This window comes from Microbulbifer maximicatervae (SeqCode) (assembly GCF_056232625.1).
Map to the genome: position 1 here is coordinate 2,744,292 of NZ_CP174324.1, position 15,423 is coordinate 2,759,714.

Consider the following 15,423-nt stretch of genomic DNA (forward strand, 5'->3'; position numbering starts at 1 on the left):
CTTCTTCTTAGGGTTAGAGTTAAATGAATGAAAAAATACAAAAGCTTGGAATAGATTGCTTAAGAATTTTATCTTCAGACAAAGAAACAGCAAGCTTTCTAGGTGGTCTACCATTAACTCGAACATCTATTGATTGGCCCAGAAAAAATGATAAACCCCTAGGTTTCATTGCTCAATTTGACTTAGAAGAAATAAACCCTGAAAAGGTCATAGATTGGCTACCAAGTCATGGACGACTTTTATTTTTTTATGATTTAGAAGAATGGCCTTGGGGTTTTGATCCAAAAGATAGAGGTGGCTGGGCTGTTATATATGAAAGTGGTGACGGTGATTTTCAATCAACAGAACTACCTGATGACTTGAATGAAGATCATGTGGCACCAGAAATAAAATATGTAATTTCTGAGAGATTCACTAGCTTTCCTGATTCTCAAAGAATTAGCTTTGAGAAATTGGGTTTGTCTGAAGATGAAGAGTACTATGAATTTCTTGATGAGCTTTATGGTGATGAGCCTAGGCATCAAGTTAGCGGCTTTCCGTCCCCAATTCAAAATGACAGCATGGAAGAAGAGTGTCAGCTTGTAAGTGGAGGAGTAAACTGCGGCGGCCCCGAAGGCTACAACTCCAAAGAAGCAAAACTATTAAGAGAGCAAGAGAATGATTGGCGGCTCCTATTTCAGTTTGATTCGGATGATGATATTGAAATCATGTGGGGTGATTTAGGTATGCTGTATTTTTGGGTCAAGGAAAGTGAAGCTAGAAATGCTAACTTTTCCAATGCATGGCTAGTTTTACAATGTGGCTAATTTTAGAAGCTAAATCGGGTAGCTGGTAGCTTTTAGCTACCGGCCCCCACACCACCCATAGTGCGGGTCCGCAATTGGCGGCTCCCTATCCGTAATGAATCCCTACCCAACGAAAGTCTCGAGCAGGTCTTCATTTGAGTTGACTATCATGGCAGTGAGCTACTTCTGAGTCAGCGGCCATGCAGGCAGCTTCACAGCAGCAAGCTAAACAGGTCACCCCAGATAAGAACGTGAACTCTCACTGCACAACTGCATCATTGACTCTAGCCGCCAGACCACCCGGCTTTAATGTCCTTGGCCACCTCGCCTCCAGACAAACCCTTATAGGATATCTCTGTTCGTCAGCCCTTAGTTTTTCTGGCAACTTCCTCCCCACAAGACCTCCCGGCGCTGCAGTTGCCATTCGCTAGTAGTTAGCATTAAATGCTAATCCTACTAGAGAGGACTTTCACCCCATTAGTCCACGCCCATGCTGGGCGTAGCAAGCAGCAGCAATCGCTCCCGTTGGTCACTTGAACAACCAAAATGCTGCGCTTATTTGTCTGTCCCTGTGTGGGGCGTTAACTTGTACGGAAGTTAAATTGACAAAAGGAGTTGGAATGCAAATTTCGCATCTAGAAACAATCAATAAATATGAGAAGTTGGGCTCTCAAGCTAGAGACATAGCATCCAGAAACTTACCAAGGCACCTCCTCGGAAAAATCACGTTAGAGGCAATAGATCACAAAGCTCTTGCTGCTTTCAAATCAATAGATTTGAATCAAGAACGCTCTGTGAGCTGGAATTGGAATTTTTCTAGCCGGTACAAAATTTTCTATCCAAAGGCGTTTGACCTTTCTGTGTGGTACGGAAGTACTTTGTGCTCATTAACTCTCGGTCGGCCGACCTACAGAGGCACAGCTATACGTTTGGATTTTATTGAGCGTTTCAACAAGCATGTTTTGTTCGCAAACGATATGTTTCCTGTTTCATTATTGGCCTATGAAGCGTATGCGCGTCTAATCGGCGCGACTCAAATTAGGGTAATGGATCCACTCAATGATAAGTTGGTGAAATATTATTCATCACACGGTGGATTTTCGTTATGTCCTGGAAAGCAAGGCGTACCTCATTATTTGGTAAAAGATCTATGAAAAGTAGTGATGAATTAAAGAAAATAGAAGAAGAATTAAAGAAATCCTCCGAAGATCTCTTTAAGCCTCGCCCTAAAGACATCGAAGATGAGTTGAGTAAAAAAGATACATTCGGTTCTCCAGATAATCTGGTAGAACGGGACGACGAGGAAGAATAAGCTAAATCGGGTAGCCGGTAGTTCCCAGCCACTGGCTCCCATACCTCCCATCGTACGGGTCAGTAATAGGCGGTTTCCTATCTGTAATGAATTTCTACCCAACGATAGTCTCGAACAGCTCTTCATTTGAGCTGAGTGTCATGGCACTGCGCTACCTCAATTTTATTCGACTGGCAACATATTGGTAGGTTAGCCCTGTCTTTTAACGCGTGGATTTTGGCTTCAGGCCTCCACCATGTCCAAGGTATTAAACTTGGCATTAGGCTACTATGCCTTCGGCTGACTTCTGTCTAATCACCTTGGCCATTACTGACCGAGGCGCTGCTGTGTCCAAACACTTTTTCCTATCCCCGCGATGGCGGCTCGCGGGTTGGGCCTACTTATGAGTCAGCGGCAACGTTGACAGTTTCACAGCAGCAAGCTAAACAGATCTCCCCAAATAAGAAGTGAGCCTTCACTACACAACTACATCATCGACTTTCCCTATTAGATCACCCGGCATCGGCGTCCTTGTCCACCTCACCTCCGGGCTAAGCCTTATAGGGTGTTTCTGTTCGCCAGCTCGTAGTCTTGCTAGCAGCTTCCTCCCCACAAAACCTCACGGTATTGCAGTTGCCATTCGCTAGTAGTTAGCATTTAATGGCGCCCATTAAACGGTGATTTTTCTACAGGGGACTTTCACCCCACTAGTCCACGCCCATGCTGGGCGTACCAAGGCGTTGTTACTCGCTGTGGCTACGCCTCCGCTGGACTGTAAAACTTGGCGTTAGCTTCTCTATGAACAAAGTATTGTTATTACCCATTCTTCTAGCGCTGGGAGTTGAAACGAGTGCTACTGAGGATATACGGTGCTCTAATGTCGAATCAGAGCAGAAAATGGAAGCTCTGGTTCAATTGAAGGCTCAGGTTCTAACTTATAAAGAAAAACACGGATTTTTTCCGGATAGTATAGAATCAGGGTCTCCCATATTTAGTAAAAATTTATCGCCAGTACTTAGAGATACAAATATTTGGATTGCAGATAAAGACGAAATTCTCCAAGCAGAAACAGAATTGGTTTCTAGTTGTTATTTGGAGAAAAAAGACTGTCAGACATATAAATCGCACTTTTGTCATCTTTCATTAGAATCGGAAAATGGATCATGCCGAGTGAAAGTACATCGACTTTTTGTTCTAAATTGTGGCAAATAAGCTAAATGGTGGTCTTCCTACAGGGGACTTTCACCCCACTATTCCACGCCCATGTTGGGCGTACCATGCGCAGGCATAATAGCGCACTTTGTGCGCTGGACTCGCAACAAGTTCCTCGCCCGTGCGGCGGGCATTAGTGCTACCAAGAGTGAAGAATGTCTAAACCGTGGAGTAAGTTACAAAAAGAGTTATATCTTCTTCGTGCAGAAGGGCTGAAATTGCAGCTACAATGTCGTTCCTATCGAATGAACTCACAAATGGGAAGTACGAATTGTCCGCGCTACTGGATAACTCTCGGAAAAGATATCATCTGGGATTATCCAAAAGATTTTGTGGGTAAGTCACATCCAGAGAGAAAACCGTCGAAGTGGTATCCGTATGGAACTGACATTCCAGACATATCAAATCTATTTCGTGAATACATAGATACCCCTAAAGACGAAATTATGAATAAGATTTTTGAAAATGACTGCTGGGGGCTTATCAATATACTTCGAGCTGCAGATAAACGCATTGGAACTAGACGCCTGCCCAAATTGAAGAAAAAAATTGGTAATAAAGCGGCTTTAAAAATTATAGAATTCCGTATGGCCTCAGCACTAACTAAACAGTCAACCGGACTCTGCTAAGCGTGGTTCGTTTTACTCACAATACCACATTTAGCCTCGCTCAATTATTGAGATGTTTTGACTAGACCAATGACAAAATTCATTAAAACCCAAGACTTGGATAAATCTGCAAAACTTACTCTTGCCAACATGCAGGAGTACTATGACATGTATGGCGTTGACTGGACTTTATCAGATGTACGCAATGCAATTGAAGATCTTGAGAACTATGATGTAGTGAATGATGATGGAGTTTTTGGGGTTGTTAGACTCTCATTTGAAAGCAATCGCTGTCAACTGCGAGATATTCAAGTTGTATCTAATCAACAAAACAAAGGGTTAGGCGCTTTAGTTATCTCTAAAGTAACCGAGCTTGCAAGGCAAAAAAAACTAGGGTTCATTGATCTACGAGTATTTAAACGTAGTCCAGCATATAGACTTTATGGTCGCCTAGGGTTTGTCATAGAAAACGAAGATGATAAATTTTACCAAATGACGCTTACAGTCATATAAATCGGGTAGCCAGTAGTTTCTAACCACCGGCCCCCACACCCGCCATCGTGCGGGTCCGCAATGGGCCGTTCCTATCCGTAATCTCTGCCTAACGATAGTGTCGAGCAACGCTTCACTTGAGTTGAGTGTCATGGCAGTGCGCTACCTCTGAGTCAGCGGCCACGCCGACAACTTCACAGCAGCAAGCTAAACAGATCTCCCCAGATAAGAACGTGAACTTTCACCACACAGCTGCACCATTGACTCTACCCACTAGATCACACAGCTTCGGTGCCCTTGGCCACCTCGCCTCCGAGCTCAGCCTTATAGGGTGTTTCTGTTTATCAGCTCGAGGTCTTACCAGCGGGTTTCCTCTCTAAAAGACCTCACGGTATTTCAGTTGCCATTCGCTGGTAGTTAGCATTAAATGGTGATCCTCCTACAGGGGACTTTCGCCCCATTAGTTCACGCCGGTGCTGGGAATACTAAGTTTAGGCAGCATCGTCCCTTTGGGGCTGAACAATCACGCTACGCTCCAGCAACCACTGATAAAATCGTTATGTGGAAGTATATATGTTGAAGAAATTATGGGTACTATTGAGTTCTATTCTGTATATATCTTGTACGAATAACATCCCATATACCCACATCACGAAGGATAACTACGGGGATGATACTCCGGGCTACAAAGAGAAAGACTTAGGGAGTGGTCGCTACGATATTGAAGTGTGGGGATACGAAAATACTAAAGAAGAGTTGTATGTCTATTATCTGCATAGGCGATCCCAAGAGCTCTGTAAATCTGGATATACATATATACCCAGCGAAGTTGTAGAGATGGTTATGGTTTCTAGTGGCAGGCAACCTAAAGTGAATTCAGGTAGATTGTGGAGTATACAGTGTGTAAACCCATAGCGGCCACATGAATCGGGTAGCCAGTAGCTTCTGGCCCCACACCACTCACCATGCGAGTCTGCAATGGGCAGATCCCAATCCGTAACGAATATCTACCCAGCGATCACATAACGATATCAACTAAGTACACTGAAGGTTAACTACAGTAGGTTAAACAGATCTCTCCAAATAGGAGCGTGAACTTTTACTACACAACTGCACCATTGACTCTACCCGTTAAATCACCCGACGTCGGTGCCCTTGGCCACCTCGCCTCCAGGCTAAGCCTTACAGGACGTTTCTGTTCTTCAGCTCGTAGTTTTGCCAGCGGCTTCCTCCCCACAAGACATCCCTGTGTTGCAGTTGCCATTCGATAGCAGTTAGCATTTGATGGAACCCATTAAATGGTGATCTTCCTGCAGGGGGCTTTCACCCCATTAGGCCACGCCAATGCTGGGCGTACAACGTAGCAGCAACACGTAGCCTTTGGCTGCTGGGCTCAGCACTATGAGTTTCACCGTTGACCCAGACACAATAACTCAGTAAGGAGGACAAAATGAAAAAAGTGATTGGACTCGCCTTTGCTTTAATGTCTGTAAATACTTATTCTTCATGTGCAGGCGATGAGTATTCTAAATACCTAAAAGCTCAAAATAAGGCTTTCATGTACGCAGCATCAGAGATGTCCAAGGTAGATTCAGAAAACTACAATAAAGTAAAGGAATTCGTATCACTGCACATTAAAAGTAATAACTTACAAGTTTACATAGCAAAGAAGTTTGAACAAATAGCGCCTGATCAGTTGAATACAGATAGTATTATCGGGAAGTACGTAATAAACAACAGTATAGTTCTTGCCGATGGCACCACAGCACCAGCTTGGGATGAAATTCTTAAGGACGACTATCACTACACCAGTGAAAGAAAAGCGCTTGAACATTTTAATGATTTTTATATGATGGGCGGCTTTTCCTCTGACGTTGAGGAAAAGGCAAAGTTTGAAACCTTTTATAAGGCTAGAAATATATTTAACAATTACTTAATGCAGGCGCCAACAATGAAGATTGTAACCGCTGCTTTTAGCACAAAAATAAAAGATGTCTGCTCATTATAAATAGGGTAGCCGGTAGTTTCTAGCTACCGGCCCACCCATCATGTGGGTCCGCAATGGGCGGTTCCCTATCCGTAACGAATCCCTACCCAACGATAGTGCTGAGCAGATCTTCATTTGAGTTGAGTGTCATGGCAGTGCGCACCTCAACCTTATCTCCAACTGGAAATATATCGATAGGCTAACCCTGTCTTTTAACTCATGGATTTAGGTTGACGCTTTCACCCTACACAAGGTATTAATATTGGCATTAGGCTACTATGCCGTCGACTAACTTCTGTTTAATCACCTTGATCATTACTGACCGAAGCGCTGCTGTGTTTCACCACTTTCTCCCACCCCCGCAATGGTGGCTAGCGGATTGAGCCTACTAATGAGTCTGCAGTCACGCTGACAGCTTCACAGCAGCAAGCTAAACAGATCTCCCCAGATAAGAACGTGAACCTTCACTACATAACTGCATCGTTGACTCTACCCGATAGATCACCCGGCTTCAGTGTCCTTGGCCAACTCGCCTCCAAGCTAAGCCTTCTAGGATATTTCGGTCCGTCAGCTCGTAGTCTTACCAGTGGTTTCCTTCCCACGATACCTTACGACGTTGCAGTTGCCATTCGCTAGTAGTTAGCATTTAATGGCGCCCATTAAACTGTGATCTTCCTGCACGGGACTTTCACCCCATTAGTCCACGCCCACGCTGGGCGTGCCTAATTTAGGCAAGCGGACAAATTACTACGCCTTCGACTCCGTAATTTGCCGTTGCTAAAGGCGTTATGTGAGGCTAAGTCCAGGCCTTATTGAGAAATGTGGCGTATTTGACATTAGCTTAAAGGATCATCCTGACACTCACTGTAGTGCCACGACAAATTTACCAGACACAATAGGTTGTTTTTATGAAGCCTTTTAGTACTCAATTTACCTTATCCAGAGATTACCTTGCCGAATGCTATGATCAATCTCTACCCTATGGAAATAATGTCAAGCCCAATTATCTTCTTCCTACATTACTATTATCTTCTGGTGCGGGATTACTGTTATTTACTGAGCAACCTAAGATCGCAAGTTGCACGTTAATTGCATTAGGTGTGCTGGAACTGATTCACATTCGATATCGACGAGCTTGGTGGTTAGCACGGCAGATGCTTGGGAAAAGTGCCGGTAGTGAAGTGAAATTAACCATAGATAAGGATGGAATCCAGACCCAGAATCCTTATACGATAACAGCTCTGTTGTGGGCAGATATCGAGCGTATTATTGAAACCGATTTAGGTCTTATTTTGGTGGCTAAATCTGGGGGGCAGCAGTACTTGTCTAAATCGTTATTACCAGCTGAGTTAATTAATGAGATAGTTACCAAGATTAAGGGTAAACATTGATTTCAATAAAAATTAGAATCTTGCCTAGCGCACCAAGGCGAATCAGCTCTTCCCGACCCTACGGGCCTCCAACAGATAGCTTTCTTCGTGTAATTTTTGGAAAAATCATGCGAAATTCAATATTATTAATTTTAGTTCTATTCTCGGCACCTGTATTATCAAAGGAAGATTGCGGACTAGAATCTATCGGCTTAGAGGAGTCTTCAAATGTTGCCGAAAAATTGTATTACACAGGTACATGCCATTATCGAAATAAAGACTATGAACTATCTGCTAGGTCTTGGGAAAAGCTATCTAATCTGAAAAATGTTGATGCAGAATTTCAGGGTTTACAAGTCGATGTGCTAAATAATCTAGGGTACTTAAAGTTCTTTGGTTTCGGAATTAAACAAAATCAAAAGCTAGCGGTTTCATACTGGGTAAAAGCTGTATCTCTTGGCCATTATGAATCTGAGTATCATCTATGCCATGCTTATGCGGATAAAGAGCAATTAACCTATAACCTTGCCAAGGCAAAGAAGCATTGTGAAAAGGCGCTGCTGATATACAAGGGGATGGAAAATCCCGACAAGGATATAATGTCAGCACTTAAAAAATATAATTCTCAAGTAAATGGGTAGAAATGCATAAATCGGGTAGCCGGTAGTTTCTAGCTACCGACCCTACACTACCCATCGTTCGGGTTCGCAATGGGCGGTTCCCTATCCGTGATGAATCTCTACCCAACGATAGTGTCGAGTAGCCCTTCACTTGAGTAGAGTATAATGGCAGTACGCTACTTTAGAGTCAGTGGCCACATTGACAGCTTCACAGCGATCTCCCCAGATAAGAACGTGAACTTTCACTACACAACTGCATCATTGACTCTACTCGCTAAATCACCCAGCTTCAGTGTCCTTGGCCACCTCGCCTCCAGGCTAAGCCTTATAGAATGTTTCTGTTCGTCAGCTCGTAGTTTGCTAGCAGCTTCCTCCCCACAAGGCCTCGCGGTGTTGCAGTTGCCATTCGCTAGTAGTTAGCATTTAATGGAATCCATTAAATAGTATGCTTCCTACAAGGGACTTTCACATCATTAGTCCACGCCCATGTTGAGCGTACCAAGTACAAGTAGGTTGCTACGGGCCTTCGGCCCTTCGCGGAACAGCCTACGCTGCGCCCCATCCACCCCTGATGTAGTCGTTATGAGTATGAGCATGGAATTCAGATACTTTAGAGATCCAGAGGGGTTTGCACTTCTAGTAGACAGTCCGCAACCATGTTCTATCTGTAGCAAAGTAGGAGTTTGGTTTGACACTGGTGGCTACACCGGCATCAATGAAATTGACTGTATTTGCGAAGATTGTCTCAAGTCTGGAAAGTTAATCGACTTAGAAATAGAAGCAAACCAATACTACGACGATGACTCGGAAGAGTCGGCCACTCTAATGTATAAGACTCCAGCGTTACCCATTTGGCAGGAAACTACCTGGCCTTTAGTAAATGGCGAGTTTCCTGTTTTCGAGAGAATTGCATCAAAGCAAGATTTCGAAAGTAAGGACGATTTTTTAAAGTCATTTTCAGGGGAAGGTCAGGAAGTGTCAGAGATCGAATGGCTGTGGGAAAGACTACCAGAAAAGAAATTAAACAGTTATAAAGATGCCGGTGATGTCTTGGTTTACCTGTTTACATTGGAAGGTAATAAATACTGGGTGTGGGATGCAAACTAAAACTCATAACAAAAACAGCCTAGGCGACGCCAAAAGACGGGCCGCTTGCTATTGACGTTAGGTATTGATAGGTATGCTCATAAAAAGAATTTATATAATGTCACTAGAGCATCCAGGGCCCGGATTTAACGGGACCTTGGGGCAAGTAGGTCAAAAAGCTAATCTTCTGGATCTAGAAATGTTTGTGAGAGGCTATGAGTCATGCTTACTAGATGCTTATGGAGAGAAAAGAGCTGAAGATGAGTGGCTAGATTTTATTGAATACTTGCGGCATGAAGGGTTATTTCCTACGGAAGGGTGGGCAGCGAAAATCAGTCAGCAAAACCAATATAGTGAAGACTGTTTTGAGTACTTTCGTGAACTTCTCCATAAGTACCTTGTACTGCGAATGCCCGATTGGTTTATTGAGTTCAACTGCTCAGCTCAGCCTAGCCCATGGCATAATGTCAATGGTCCTCGCAGTCAAGATATACGACTAAAAAAGCATATAGAGGCCGTGAAAAATGCCTAAATTGGGTAGCCGGTAATTTCTAGCTACCGGCCCCCCACACCACCCATCGTGCGGGTCCGCAATTGGCGGTTCCCTATCCGTAATGAATCTCTACCCAGTGATAGAGTCGAGCAGCTCTTCATTTGAGTAGAGTATCACTGCGGTACGCTACTTCCGAGTCAGCGGCTACGCCGACAACTTCACAGAAGCGAGCTAAACTGATCTCCGCAGATAAGAACGTGAACTTGTACTACACAACTGCATCATTGACCCTACCCGCTTGATCACCCGACTTCGGTGTCCTTGGTCACCTCGCCTCCAGGCCATTCCATAGGAAGTCTCTGTTCGTCAGCTCGTAGCTTTACTAGCTGCCTCCTCTCCACAAGACCTCCCGATGTTCCAGTTGCCATTCGCTAGTAGTTAGCATTTAATGGAACCCATTAACCGGTAATCCATCTACAGTGAACTTTCACATCATTACTCCACGCTCATGTTGGGCGTACCAAGTTTAAGCACGGGGCGCAGCTGAAGCTCCATACTAAAAGTTCTAGGGCACTTCAAAGAAATCTAAATATGTTCAAGAATATAGATGTAATACCTCAATTTCCTTCGTTAACTCCAGATGATATTTTAGACATTAGTAATCGCCTTAAAGATAGATTTGGATACAAAAAATTTCCAAGTGAATATGGCAATTTTCTACAAGAAACAAACGGCTGTTTATTTTCGCCTAATGATGAAGACTTGGAAATTGGAATCCAGCTTAAAACTGATTTGCCATTCATACAAAAGGCAAATGTGGCGGGTATTTTTGGCGTTTGGTATGACCGTTTTGATGGTAATAAACCTTCAAATTTATACTGGCCAGAACTGTTTGCCTCTAATGAAAACTCTAAACAAAATTTTGATGTTCTTCCTAACAATATGATGTCTTTTGCATACGAGGACGAATCATGTGGTAGTCTCTTTGCAATATCCACTGACCAAAGAGATTTTGGTCAGGTCTATTACTATTATGACAATTACATGTATTCGATAGTTGGACGTAAATTTATGCTAGAGAAGTTTGGCTACTGCTACTACGACCAGAAACTATTAAATACTTTAGAAAGATATGGCTTTGATCGAGCCCAAGTAAAGAAAACAAATGAATTGGCTCAATTTGAACCATTTCAAATCATAAACAATTTAGAAGGTTTGCCTGAAGATTGCGAGTTCGAACTGTCGAGAAATGAATTTATTCCAGTGGCAAGTTCCTTTAATGACTTTATGGCCAAACTAACAGAGGTTGAGTTGTGAAAGCCCTAAATCGGGTAGCCGGTATTTTCTAGCTACCGTTCCTTACACCACCCATCTTGCTGGTCCTCAATGGGTGGCTCCCTATCCGTAGTGAGGCTCTACCCTACGATAGGGTCATGGCAACGGACTATAGTTATCTGTCTATCCATTTGCGGAGCGTCTTTTACAGGAACTTGAATTAATGATCGCCGAACTTAGATTGAGTGTTCTACTTCGAGGAGAAAAATTTTCTCCAAAAGAGGCAGAGAATGTCACAGGACTTAGACTTCAAGATAAATTAGAGCTTGGAGAGATTTCCCCGAGGGGCCCCTATCGAGGTAAGCCTGTTCCCTATGGTACTGCTCAGCTCGAAGTTCCCGCTGAAATACCATATGACAACAGGTTAATGTGGATAATTCGGACCCTCGAAGTAAACCTTAAAAAGCTATATGGATGTGGTGCTGAAGAGACAAGAATTTATGCAGGTTACTTCTATAAAGATCAATGCAATTTTTGTTTTAACAGGGAAGAGTTGTCCGCAATAGCGAAACTTGATATAGACTTTGCTATATCGTGTTACGACATTTCAGAAGAGGAATAAATATACCAAACCAGATAGCCAGTAGTTTCTAGCTACCGGCCCCATACCACCGATCAGGCAAGTCCGCAATGAATAGGTCCCTATCCATAAGGAATCTCTACCCAGAAATAGTGTCGAGCAGCTCTTCATTTGAGTAGAGTGTCATGGAAACGCGCTATCTCAACATTATCCGACCGGAAATATATCGGTAGCCTAGCATTTCCTTTTAACTTGTGGATTTAGGTTCAGGGCTTCACCCTGTCCAAAGTATTAATCTTGGCATTAGGCTACTATGCCGTCGGCTGACTTCTATTTAACCACCTTCGTCATTACTGACCGAAGCGCTACTATGCCCCACCACTTTTTCCTACCCCCGTCTTGGAGGCTAGCGAGTTGGGCCTACTTGTGAGTCAGTGGCCACGCTGACAGCATCACCGCAGAAAGCTAAACAGATCTCCCAGATAAGAACATGAACTTTCACTACACAACGGCCTCATTAACTTTACCCATTATATCACCCGACTTCGGTGTCCTTGGCTATCTCACCTACAGACTAAGCCTAATAGGATATTTTTATTCGTCAGCTCATAGCTTTACTAGCCGCTTCCTCCCCACAAGACCTCAGGTGTCGCGGTTGCCATTCGTTAGTAGTTAGCGTTTAATGTAATCCATTAAATGGTGATCTACCACAGGGGACTTTCACCTAATTGGTCCACGTCCATGCTCGGCGTACTAAGGCCATCGCCCACGACCTTCAAACCGATGCGCAATTTTTCGGCCGATTATGACGGCATTAGATGTACGAGCATACTGAGAGGAATAAAATTGAAAATAATAGTAATTGGATTTTTTCTTTCTGTTATGGCTAATGTGAGCCACTCTGCTGAGTTAATGCAAATTCCAGCAAATCCAGATAAAGGGTTCAATTACCCGTACCTGATAAAACTACCAGAAGTGGTGTCAAATCAGGATAAAACCTTTTTGATTGTCGAAACCAATAACACAGGAAAGGTTTCTGATGATTATGATATCCATCTTGAAGCTGCCAAAAAAGCAATTATAGGTAATACAGTTGGACCGTGGTTGTCTAAGAAGTTGTCCTACCCCATATTGATGCCGGTATTTCCTCGGCCTGAGTCGGCATGGCAAGTTTATACCCACGCACTTGATAGAGATTCTATGCTCGCGAAGTCCGTACCTTTCGAGAGATTAGATCTGCAACTTAAAGCAATGATTGAAAATGCAAACGATATACTGCATAAACGCTCGTTAAAGCTCCAGGATGGAGTCATACTGACTGGTTTTTCGGCATCTGGAACATTTGCAAATCGCTTTTCGCTGTTACATCCCGAGATTATTGAAATAGTTGTTGCTGGAGGGCTTAACGGTACATTGATGTTGCCTACAGCCTCACTTGATAGTCATAGCCTGAAGTACCCCTTAGGCATAAATGATTTCAATCAAATAGCAGGTAGAAATTTTAATCTAGATGAATGGTTGACTATTAAACAATTTCTATTCATGGGTGAAAATGACACTAATGATGCTGTCGCATATGATGATGCATACTCAGAAGAAGAACGTTTGGTAATCTATAAAACTACGGGTAAATCGATTCACCCAGAACGCTGGAGCAATTCCCAAGAAGCCTACAAAAAGTATGGAGCAAATGTGACTTTTCGTACTTTTAAAGGCGTTGGCCATGGCACCAATGGGGCTGTACATAGCGAGTTCCTAGCATTTGTGCAAGGCAACATCTAAATCGGGTAGCCGGTAGTATCTAGCTATCGGCCGCCAACACCTATCGTACGGGTTCGCCATGGATGGTTACCTACCGGTAATAAACCTCTACCCAACGATAGTATCAAGTAGCTCTTCATTTGAGCTGAGTGTCGTGGCAGTGCGCTACCTCAACTTTGGCCGACTGGAAACATATCGATGGGCTAGCCCTGTCTTTTAGCTCGTGGATTTAGGTTCAGACCTTCACCGTGTCCAAGGTATTAATTTTGGCATTTGGCTACTATGCCGTCTGATGACTCCTGTTTAATCACCTTGACCATTACTGACTAAGGCGTTGCTGTGTTCCACCACTTTTTTCTATCCTCACGATAGTGGCTAGCGGAGTGGGCCTATTTATGAGTCAACGGCCACGCTGACAGCTTCACAGCAGCAAACTAAACAGATCCCCCCAGATAAGAACGTGAACTTTCACTACACTACTGCATCATTGACTCTACCCATTAGATCACCCGACTTCGGTGTTCTTGGCTACCTCACCTACAGACTAAGCCTAATAGGATATTTCTATTCGTCAGCTCGTATTTTCCTAGCGGCTTCGTCTCCACAAGACCTCGCGGTATTATAGTTGCCATTCGCTAGTAGTTAGCATTTAATGGCGCCCATTAAACGGTGATCTTCCTGCTGTGAACTTTCACCCCATTGGCCCATGCCCATGCTGGGCGCATCAAAAAAAGCAAGGCGACGCATAAATTCGCGCTTGCTTTAAGCGTTATGTGAATCTTAGATAAATATGAAAAAAGCACTTTTTTTAGTTTTGATAGTTGGTGGAATTTGGAAATTTTACAACCACTCACCTGAAGTGTCGTTTGGTCCTGGTGTAATGGCACCTGAGCTACCGCAGCAGGAGAAAATTGACTCTATTTTTGGTTTCAGTTTTGGAAAATACAATATTACAGAAATTGCAGAATTTAGAATTAAAGCAAAAGTACTATCAAAGAAAAATTATCGTACTGGTCGAGAAGCAGAGCTTTCACCTACTGATTTAGTATTAGGTTGGGGAAATATGTCTGATGAGAGTATCCTAGAAAAAATTAAGATATCACAATCACGTCGATTTTATTGGTGGCGGGTAGACTCATTTCCAATACCTAGAAGAGAAATTGAAACCTATAGTGCTAATATGCACCTCATTCCTGGTAACGATGCTATAGAAGGCCTCATTGATGAAATTCGTAAGGGAGATATTATAGAAATATCAGGGAGTTTGGTAAATGTAAAATCTACCACCGATAATTGGTATTGGGAAAGTTCACAAACTCGTGAAGATACTGGAAAAGGAGCTTGTGAATTAATTTATGTTAAGAAGATTAACATAAATACTATTTAGTTTTGCATATTTCATCACTTAAATCAGGTAGCCGTCAGTTTCTAGCTACCGGCCCCACACCACCCATCATGCGGGTCCTCAATGAGCGATTCTCTATCTGTAATCTCTACCCAACGATAGTGCCGAGCAGCGCTTCATTTGAGCTGAGTGTCATGGCAGTACGCCATCTCAACTTTATTTCCAACTGAAAACATACCGGTAGGCTAGCCCTATCTTTCAACTCAAGGATTTAGGTTCAGACCTTCACCCTGTCCAAGGCATTCAACTTGGCATAAGGCTACTATGCCGTCGGCTGACTTCTCTTTAACCACCTTCGTCAATACTGACAGAGGCGCTGCCATGCCTCACCACTTTTGTCTACCCCGGGATGGTAGGGTCTACTTATGAGTCAGCGGCCACGCTGACGGCTTCACAGCAGCAAGCTAAACAGATCCCCCCAGATAGGAGCGTGATCTTTCACTCCACAACTGAATCAT

Annotated in this window: 15 protein-coding genes; all 15 read left to right on the plus strand. The window is 43.4% G+C overall.

Annotated features, from left to right (window positions below):
• Positions 1-23: 23 nt before the first annotated feature.
• The 15 genes from ACJJI6_RS12000 to ACJJI6_RS12070 all read left to right on the plus strand — a co-directional run bounded on the left by ACJJI6_RS12000 (position 24) and on the right by ACJJI6_RS12070 (position 14,947).
• On the plus strand, positions 24-806 hold the full coding sequence (locus tag ACJJI6_RS12000; RefSeq protein WP_475710583.1) for a YwqG family protein: 783 nt from the start codon (positions 24-26) through the stop codon (positions 804-806).
• 599 nt (positions 807-1,405) lie between these two features.
• Positions 1,406-1,939 (plus strand): hypothetical protein, encoded by a 534-nt coding sequence (locus tag ACJJI6_RS12005; protein ID WP_444894995.1) that lies wholly within the window; start codon positions 1,406-1,408, stop codon positions 1,937-1,939.
• Complete coding sequence (locus ACJJI6_RS12010) at positions 1,936-2,097, plus strand: hypothetical protein (protein WP_444894996.1); 162 nt, start codon at positions 1,936-1,938, stop codon at positions 2,095-2,097. Before ACJJI6_RS12005 ends, ACJJI6_RS12010 begins: the two co-directional genes overlap by 4 nt.
• Positions 2,098-2,874: 777 nt before the next feature.
• Positions 2,875-3,288 (plus strand): hypothetical protein, encoded by a 414-nt coding sequence (locus ACJJI6_RS12015; protein ID WP_444894997.1) that lies wholly within the window; start codon positions 2,875-2,877, stop codon positions 3,286-3,288.
• A 155-nt stretch (positions 3,289-3,443) separates the two neighbouring features.
• On the plus strand, positions 3,444-3,917 hold the full coding sequence (locus ACJJI6_RS12020; protein ID WP_475710585.1) for an SF0329 family protein: 474 nt from the start codon (positions 3,444-3,446) through the stop codon (positions 3,915-3,917).
• A gap of 69 nt (positions 3,918-3,986) precedes the next feature.
• Positions 3,987-4,409, plus strand: a complete 423-nt coding sequence (locus ACJJI6_RS12025; protein WP_444894999.1) for a GNAT family N-acetyltransferase — start codon at positions 3,987-3,989, stop codon at positions 4,407-4,409.
• Between the two features lie 1,429 nt (positions 4,410-5,838).
• On the plus strand, positions 5,839-6,396 hold the full coding sequence (locus tag ACJJI6_RS12030; protein ID WP_444895000.1) for a hypothetical protein: 558 nt from the start codon (positions 5,839-5,841) through the stop codon (positions 6,394-6,396).
• A gap of 887 nt (positions 6,397-7,283) precedes the next feature.
• Positions 7,284-7,766 (plus strand): YcxB family protein, encoded by a 483-nt coding sequence (locus ACJJI6_RS12035; RefSeq protein WP_444895001.1) that lies wholly within the window; start codon positions 7,284-7,286, stop codon positions 7,764-7,766.
• A 107-nt stretch (positions 7,767-7,873) separates the two neighbouring features.
• On the plus strand, positions 7,874-8,386 hold the full coding sequence (locus ACJJI6_RS12040; protein ID WP_445363443.1) for an SEL1-like repeat protein: 513 nt from the start codon (positions 7,874-7,876) through the stop codon (positions 8,384-8,386).
• Positions 8,387-8,959: 573 nt separating this feature from the next.
• Complete coding sequence (locus ACJJI6_RS12045) at positions 8,960-9,472, plus strand: CbrC family protein (RefSeq protein ID WP_475710587.1); 513 nt, start codon at positions 8,960-8,962, stop codon at positions 9,470-9,472.
• A gap of 97 nt (positions 9,473-9,569) precedes the next feature.
• Positions 9,570-9,983, plus strand: a complete 414-nt coding sequence (locus ACJJI6_RS12050) for a hypothetical protein (RefSeq protein ID WP_445363441.1) — start codon at positions 9,570-9,572, stop codon at positions 9,981-9,983.
• A 552-nt stretch (positions 9,984-10,535) separates the two neighbouring features.
• Entirely contained in the window at positions 10,536-11,261 is a 726-nt protein-coding gene (locus ACJJI6_RS12055; RefSeq protein WP_475710589.1) for an SMI1/KNR4 family protein, read from the plus strand.
• A 181-nt stretch (positions 11,262-11,442) separates the two neighbouring features.
• Complete coding sequence (locus ACJJI6_RS12060) at positions 11,443-11,841, plus strand: hypothetical protein (protein ID WP_445363439.1); 399 nt, start codon at positions 11,443-11,445, stop codon at positions 11,839-11,841.
• Positions 11,842-12,645: 804 nt separating this feature from the next.
• Entirely contained in the window at positions 12,646-13,581 is a 936-nt protein-coding gene (locus tag ACJJI6_RS12065; protein ID WP_445363438.1) for a hypothetical protein, read from the plus strand.
• Between the two features lie 769 nt (positions 13,582-14,350).
• On the plus strand, positions 14,351-14,947 hold the full coding sequence (locus ACJJI6_RS12070; protein WP_475710591.1) for a hypothetical protein: 597 nt from the start codon (positions 14,351-14,353) through the stop codon (positions 14,945-14,947).
• Positions 14,948-15,423: the final 476 nt, after the last annotated feature.

What these genes read in the sequence shown, in the direction of transcription:
- ACJJI6_RS12000 (WP_475710583.1), top strand. Translation starts at nt 24, where the DNA reads ATGAATGAAAAAATACAAAAGCTTGGAATAGATTGCTTAAGAATTTTA.
- ACJJI6_RS12005 (WP_444894995.1), top strand. Translation starts at nt 1,406, where the DNA reads ATGCAAATTTCGCATCTAGAAACAATCAATAAATATGAGAAGTTGGGC.
- ACJJI6_RS12010 (WP_444894996.1), top strand. Translation starts at nt 1,936, where the DNA reads ATGAAAAGTAGTGATGAATTAAAGAAAATAGAAGAAGAATTAAAGAAA.
- ACJJI6_RS12015 (WP_444894997.1), top strand. Translation starts at nt 2,875, where the DNA reads ATGAACAAAGTATTGTTATTACCCATTCTTCTAGCGCTGGGAGTTGAA.
- ACJJI6_RS12020 (WP_475710585.1), top strand. Translation starts at nt 3,444, where the DNA reads ATGTCTAAACCGTGGAGTAAGTTACAAAAAGAGTTATATCTTCTTCGT.
- ACJJI6_RS12025 (WP_444894999.1), top strand. Translation starts at nt 3,987, where the DNA reads ATGACAAAATTCATTAAAACCCAAGACTTGGATAAATCTGCAAAACTT.
- ACJJI6_RS12030 (WP_444895000.1), top strand. Translation starts at nt 5,839, where the DNA reads ATGAAAAAAGTGATTGGACTCGCCTTTGCTTTAATGTCTGTAAATACT.
- ACJJI6_RS12035 (WP_444895001.1), top strand. Translation starts at nt 7,284, where the DNA reads ATGAAGCCTTTTAGTACTCAATTTACCTTATCCAGAGATTACCTTGCC.
- ACJJI6_RS12040 (WP_445363443.1), top strand. Translation starts at nt 7,874, where the DNA reads ATGCGAAATTCAATATTATTAATTTTAGTTCTATTCTCGGCACCTGTA.
- ACJJI6_RS12045 (WP_475710587.1), top strand. Translation starts at nt 8,960, where the DNA reads ATGGAATTCAGATACTTTAGAGATCCAGAGGGGTTTGCACTTCTAGTA.
- ACJJI6_RS12050 (WP_445363441.1), top strand. Translation starts at nt 9,570, where the DNA reads ATGTCACTAGAGCATCCAGGGCCCGGATTTAACGGGACCTTGGGGCAA.
- ACJJI6_RS12055 (WP_475710589.1), top strand. Translation starts at nt 10,536, where the DNA reads ATGTTCAAGAATATAGATGTAATACCTCAATTTCCTTCGTTAACTCCA.
- ACJJI6_RS12060 (WP_445363439.1), top strand. Translation starts at nt 11,443, where the DNA reads ATGATCGCCGAACTTAGATTGAGTGTTCTACTTCGAGGAGAAAAATTT.
- ACJJI6_RS12070 (WP_475710591.1), top strand. Translation starts at nt 14,351, where the DNA reads ATGAAAAAAGCACTTTTTTTAGTTTTGATAGTTGGTGGAATTTGGAAA.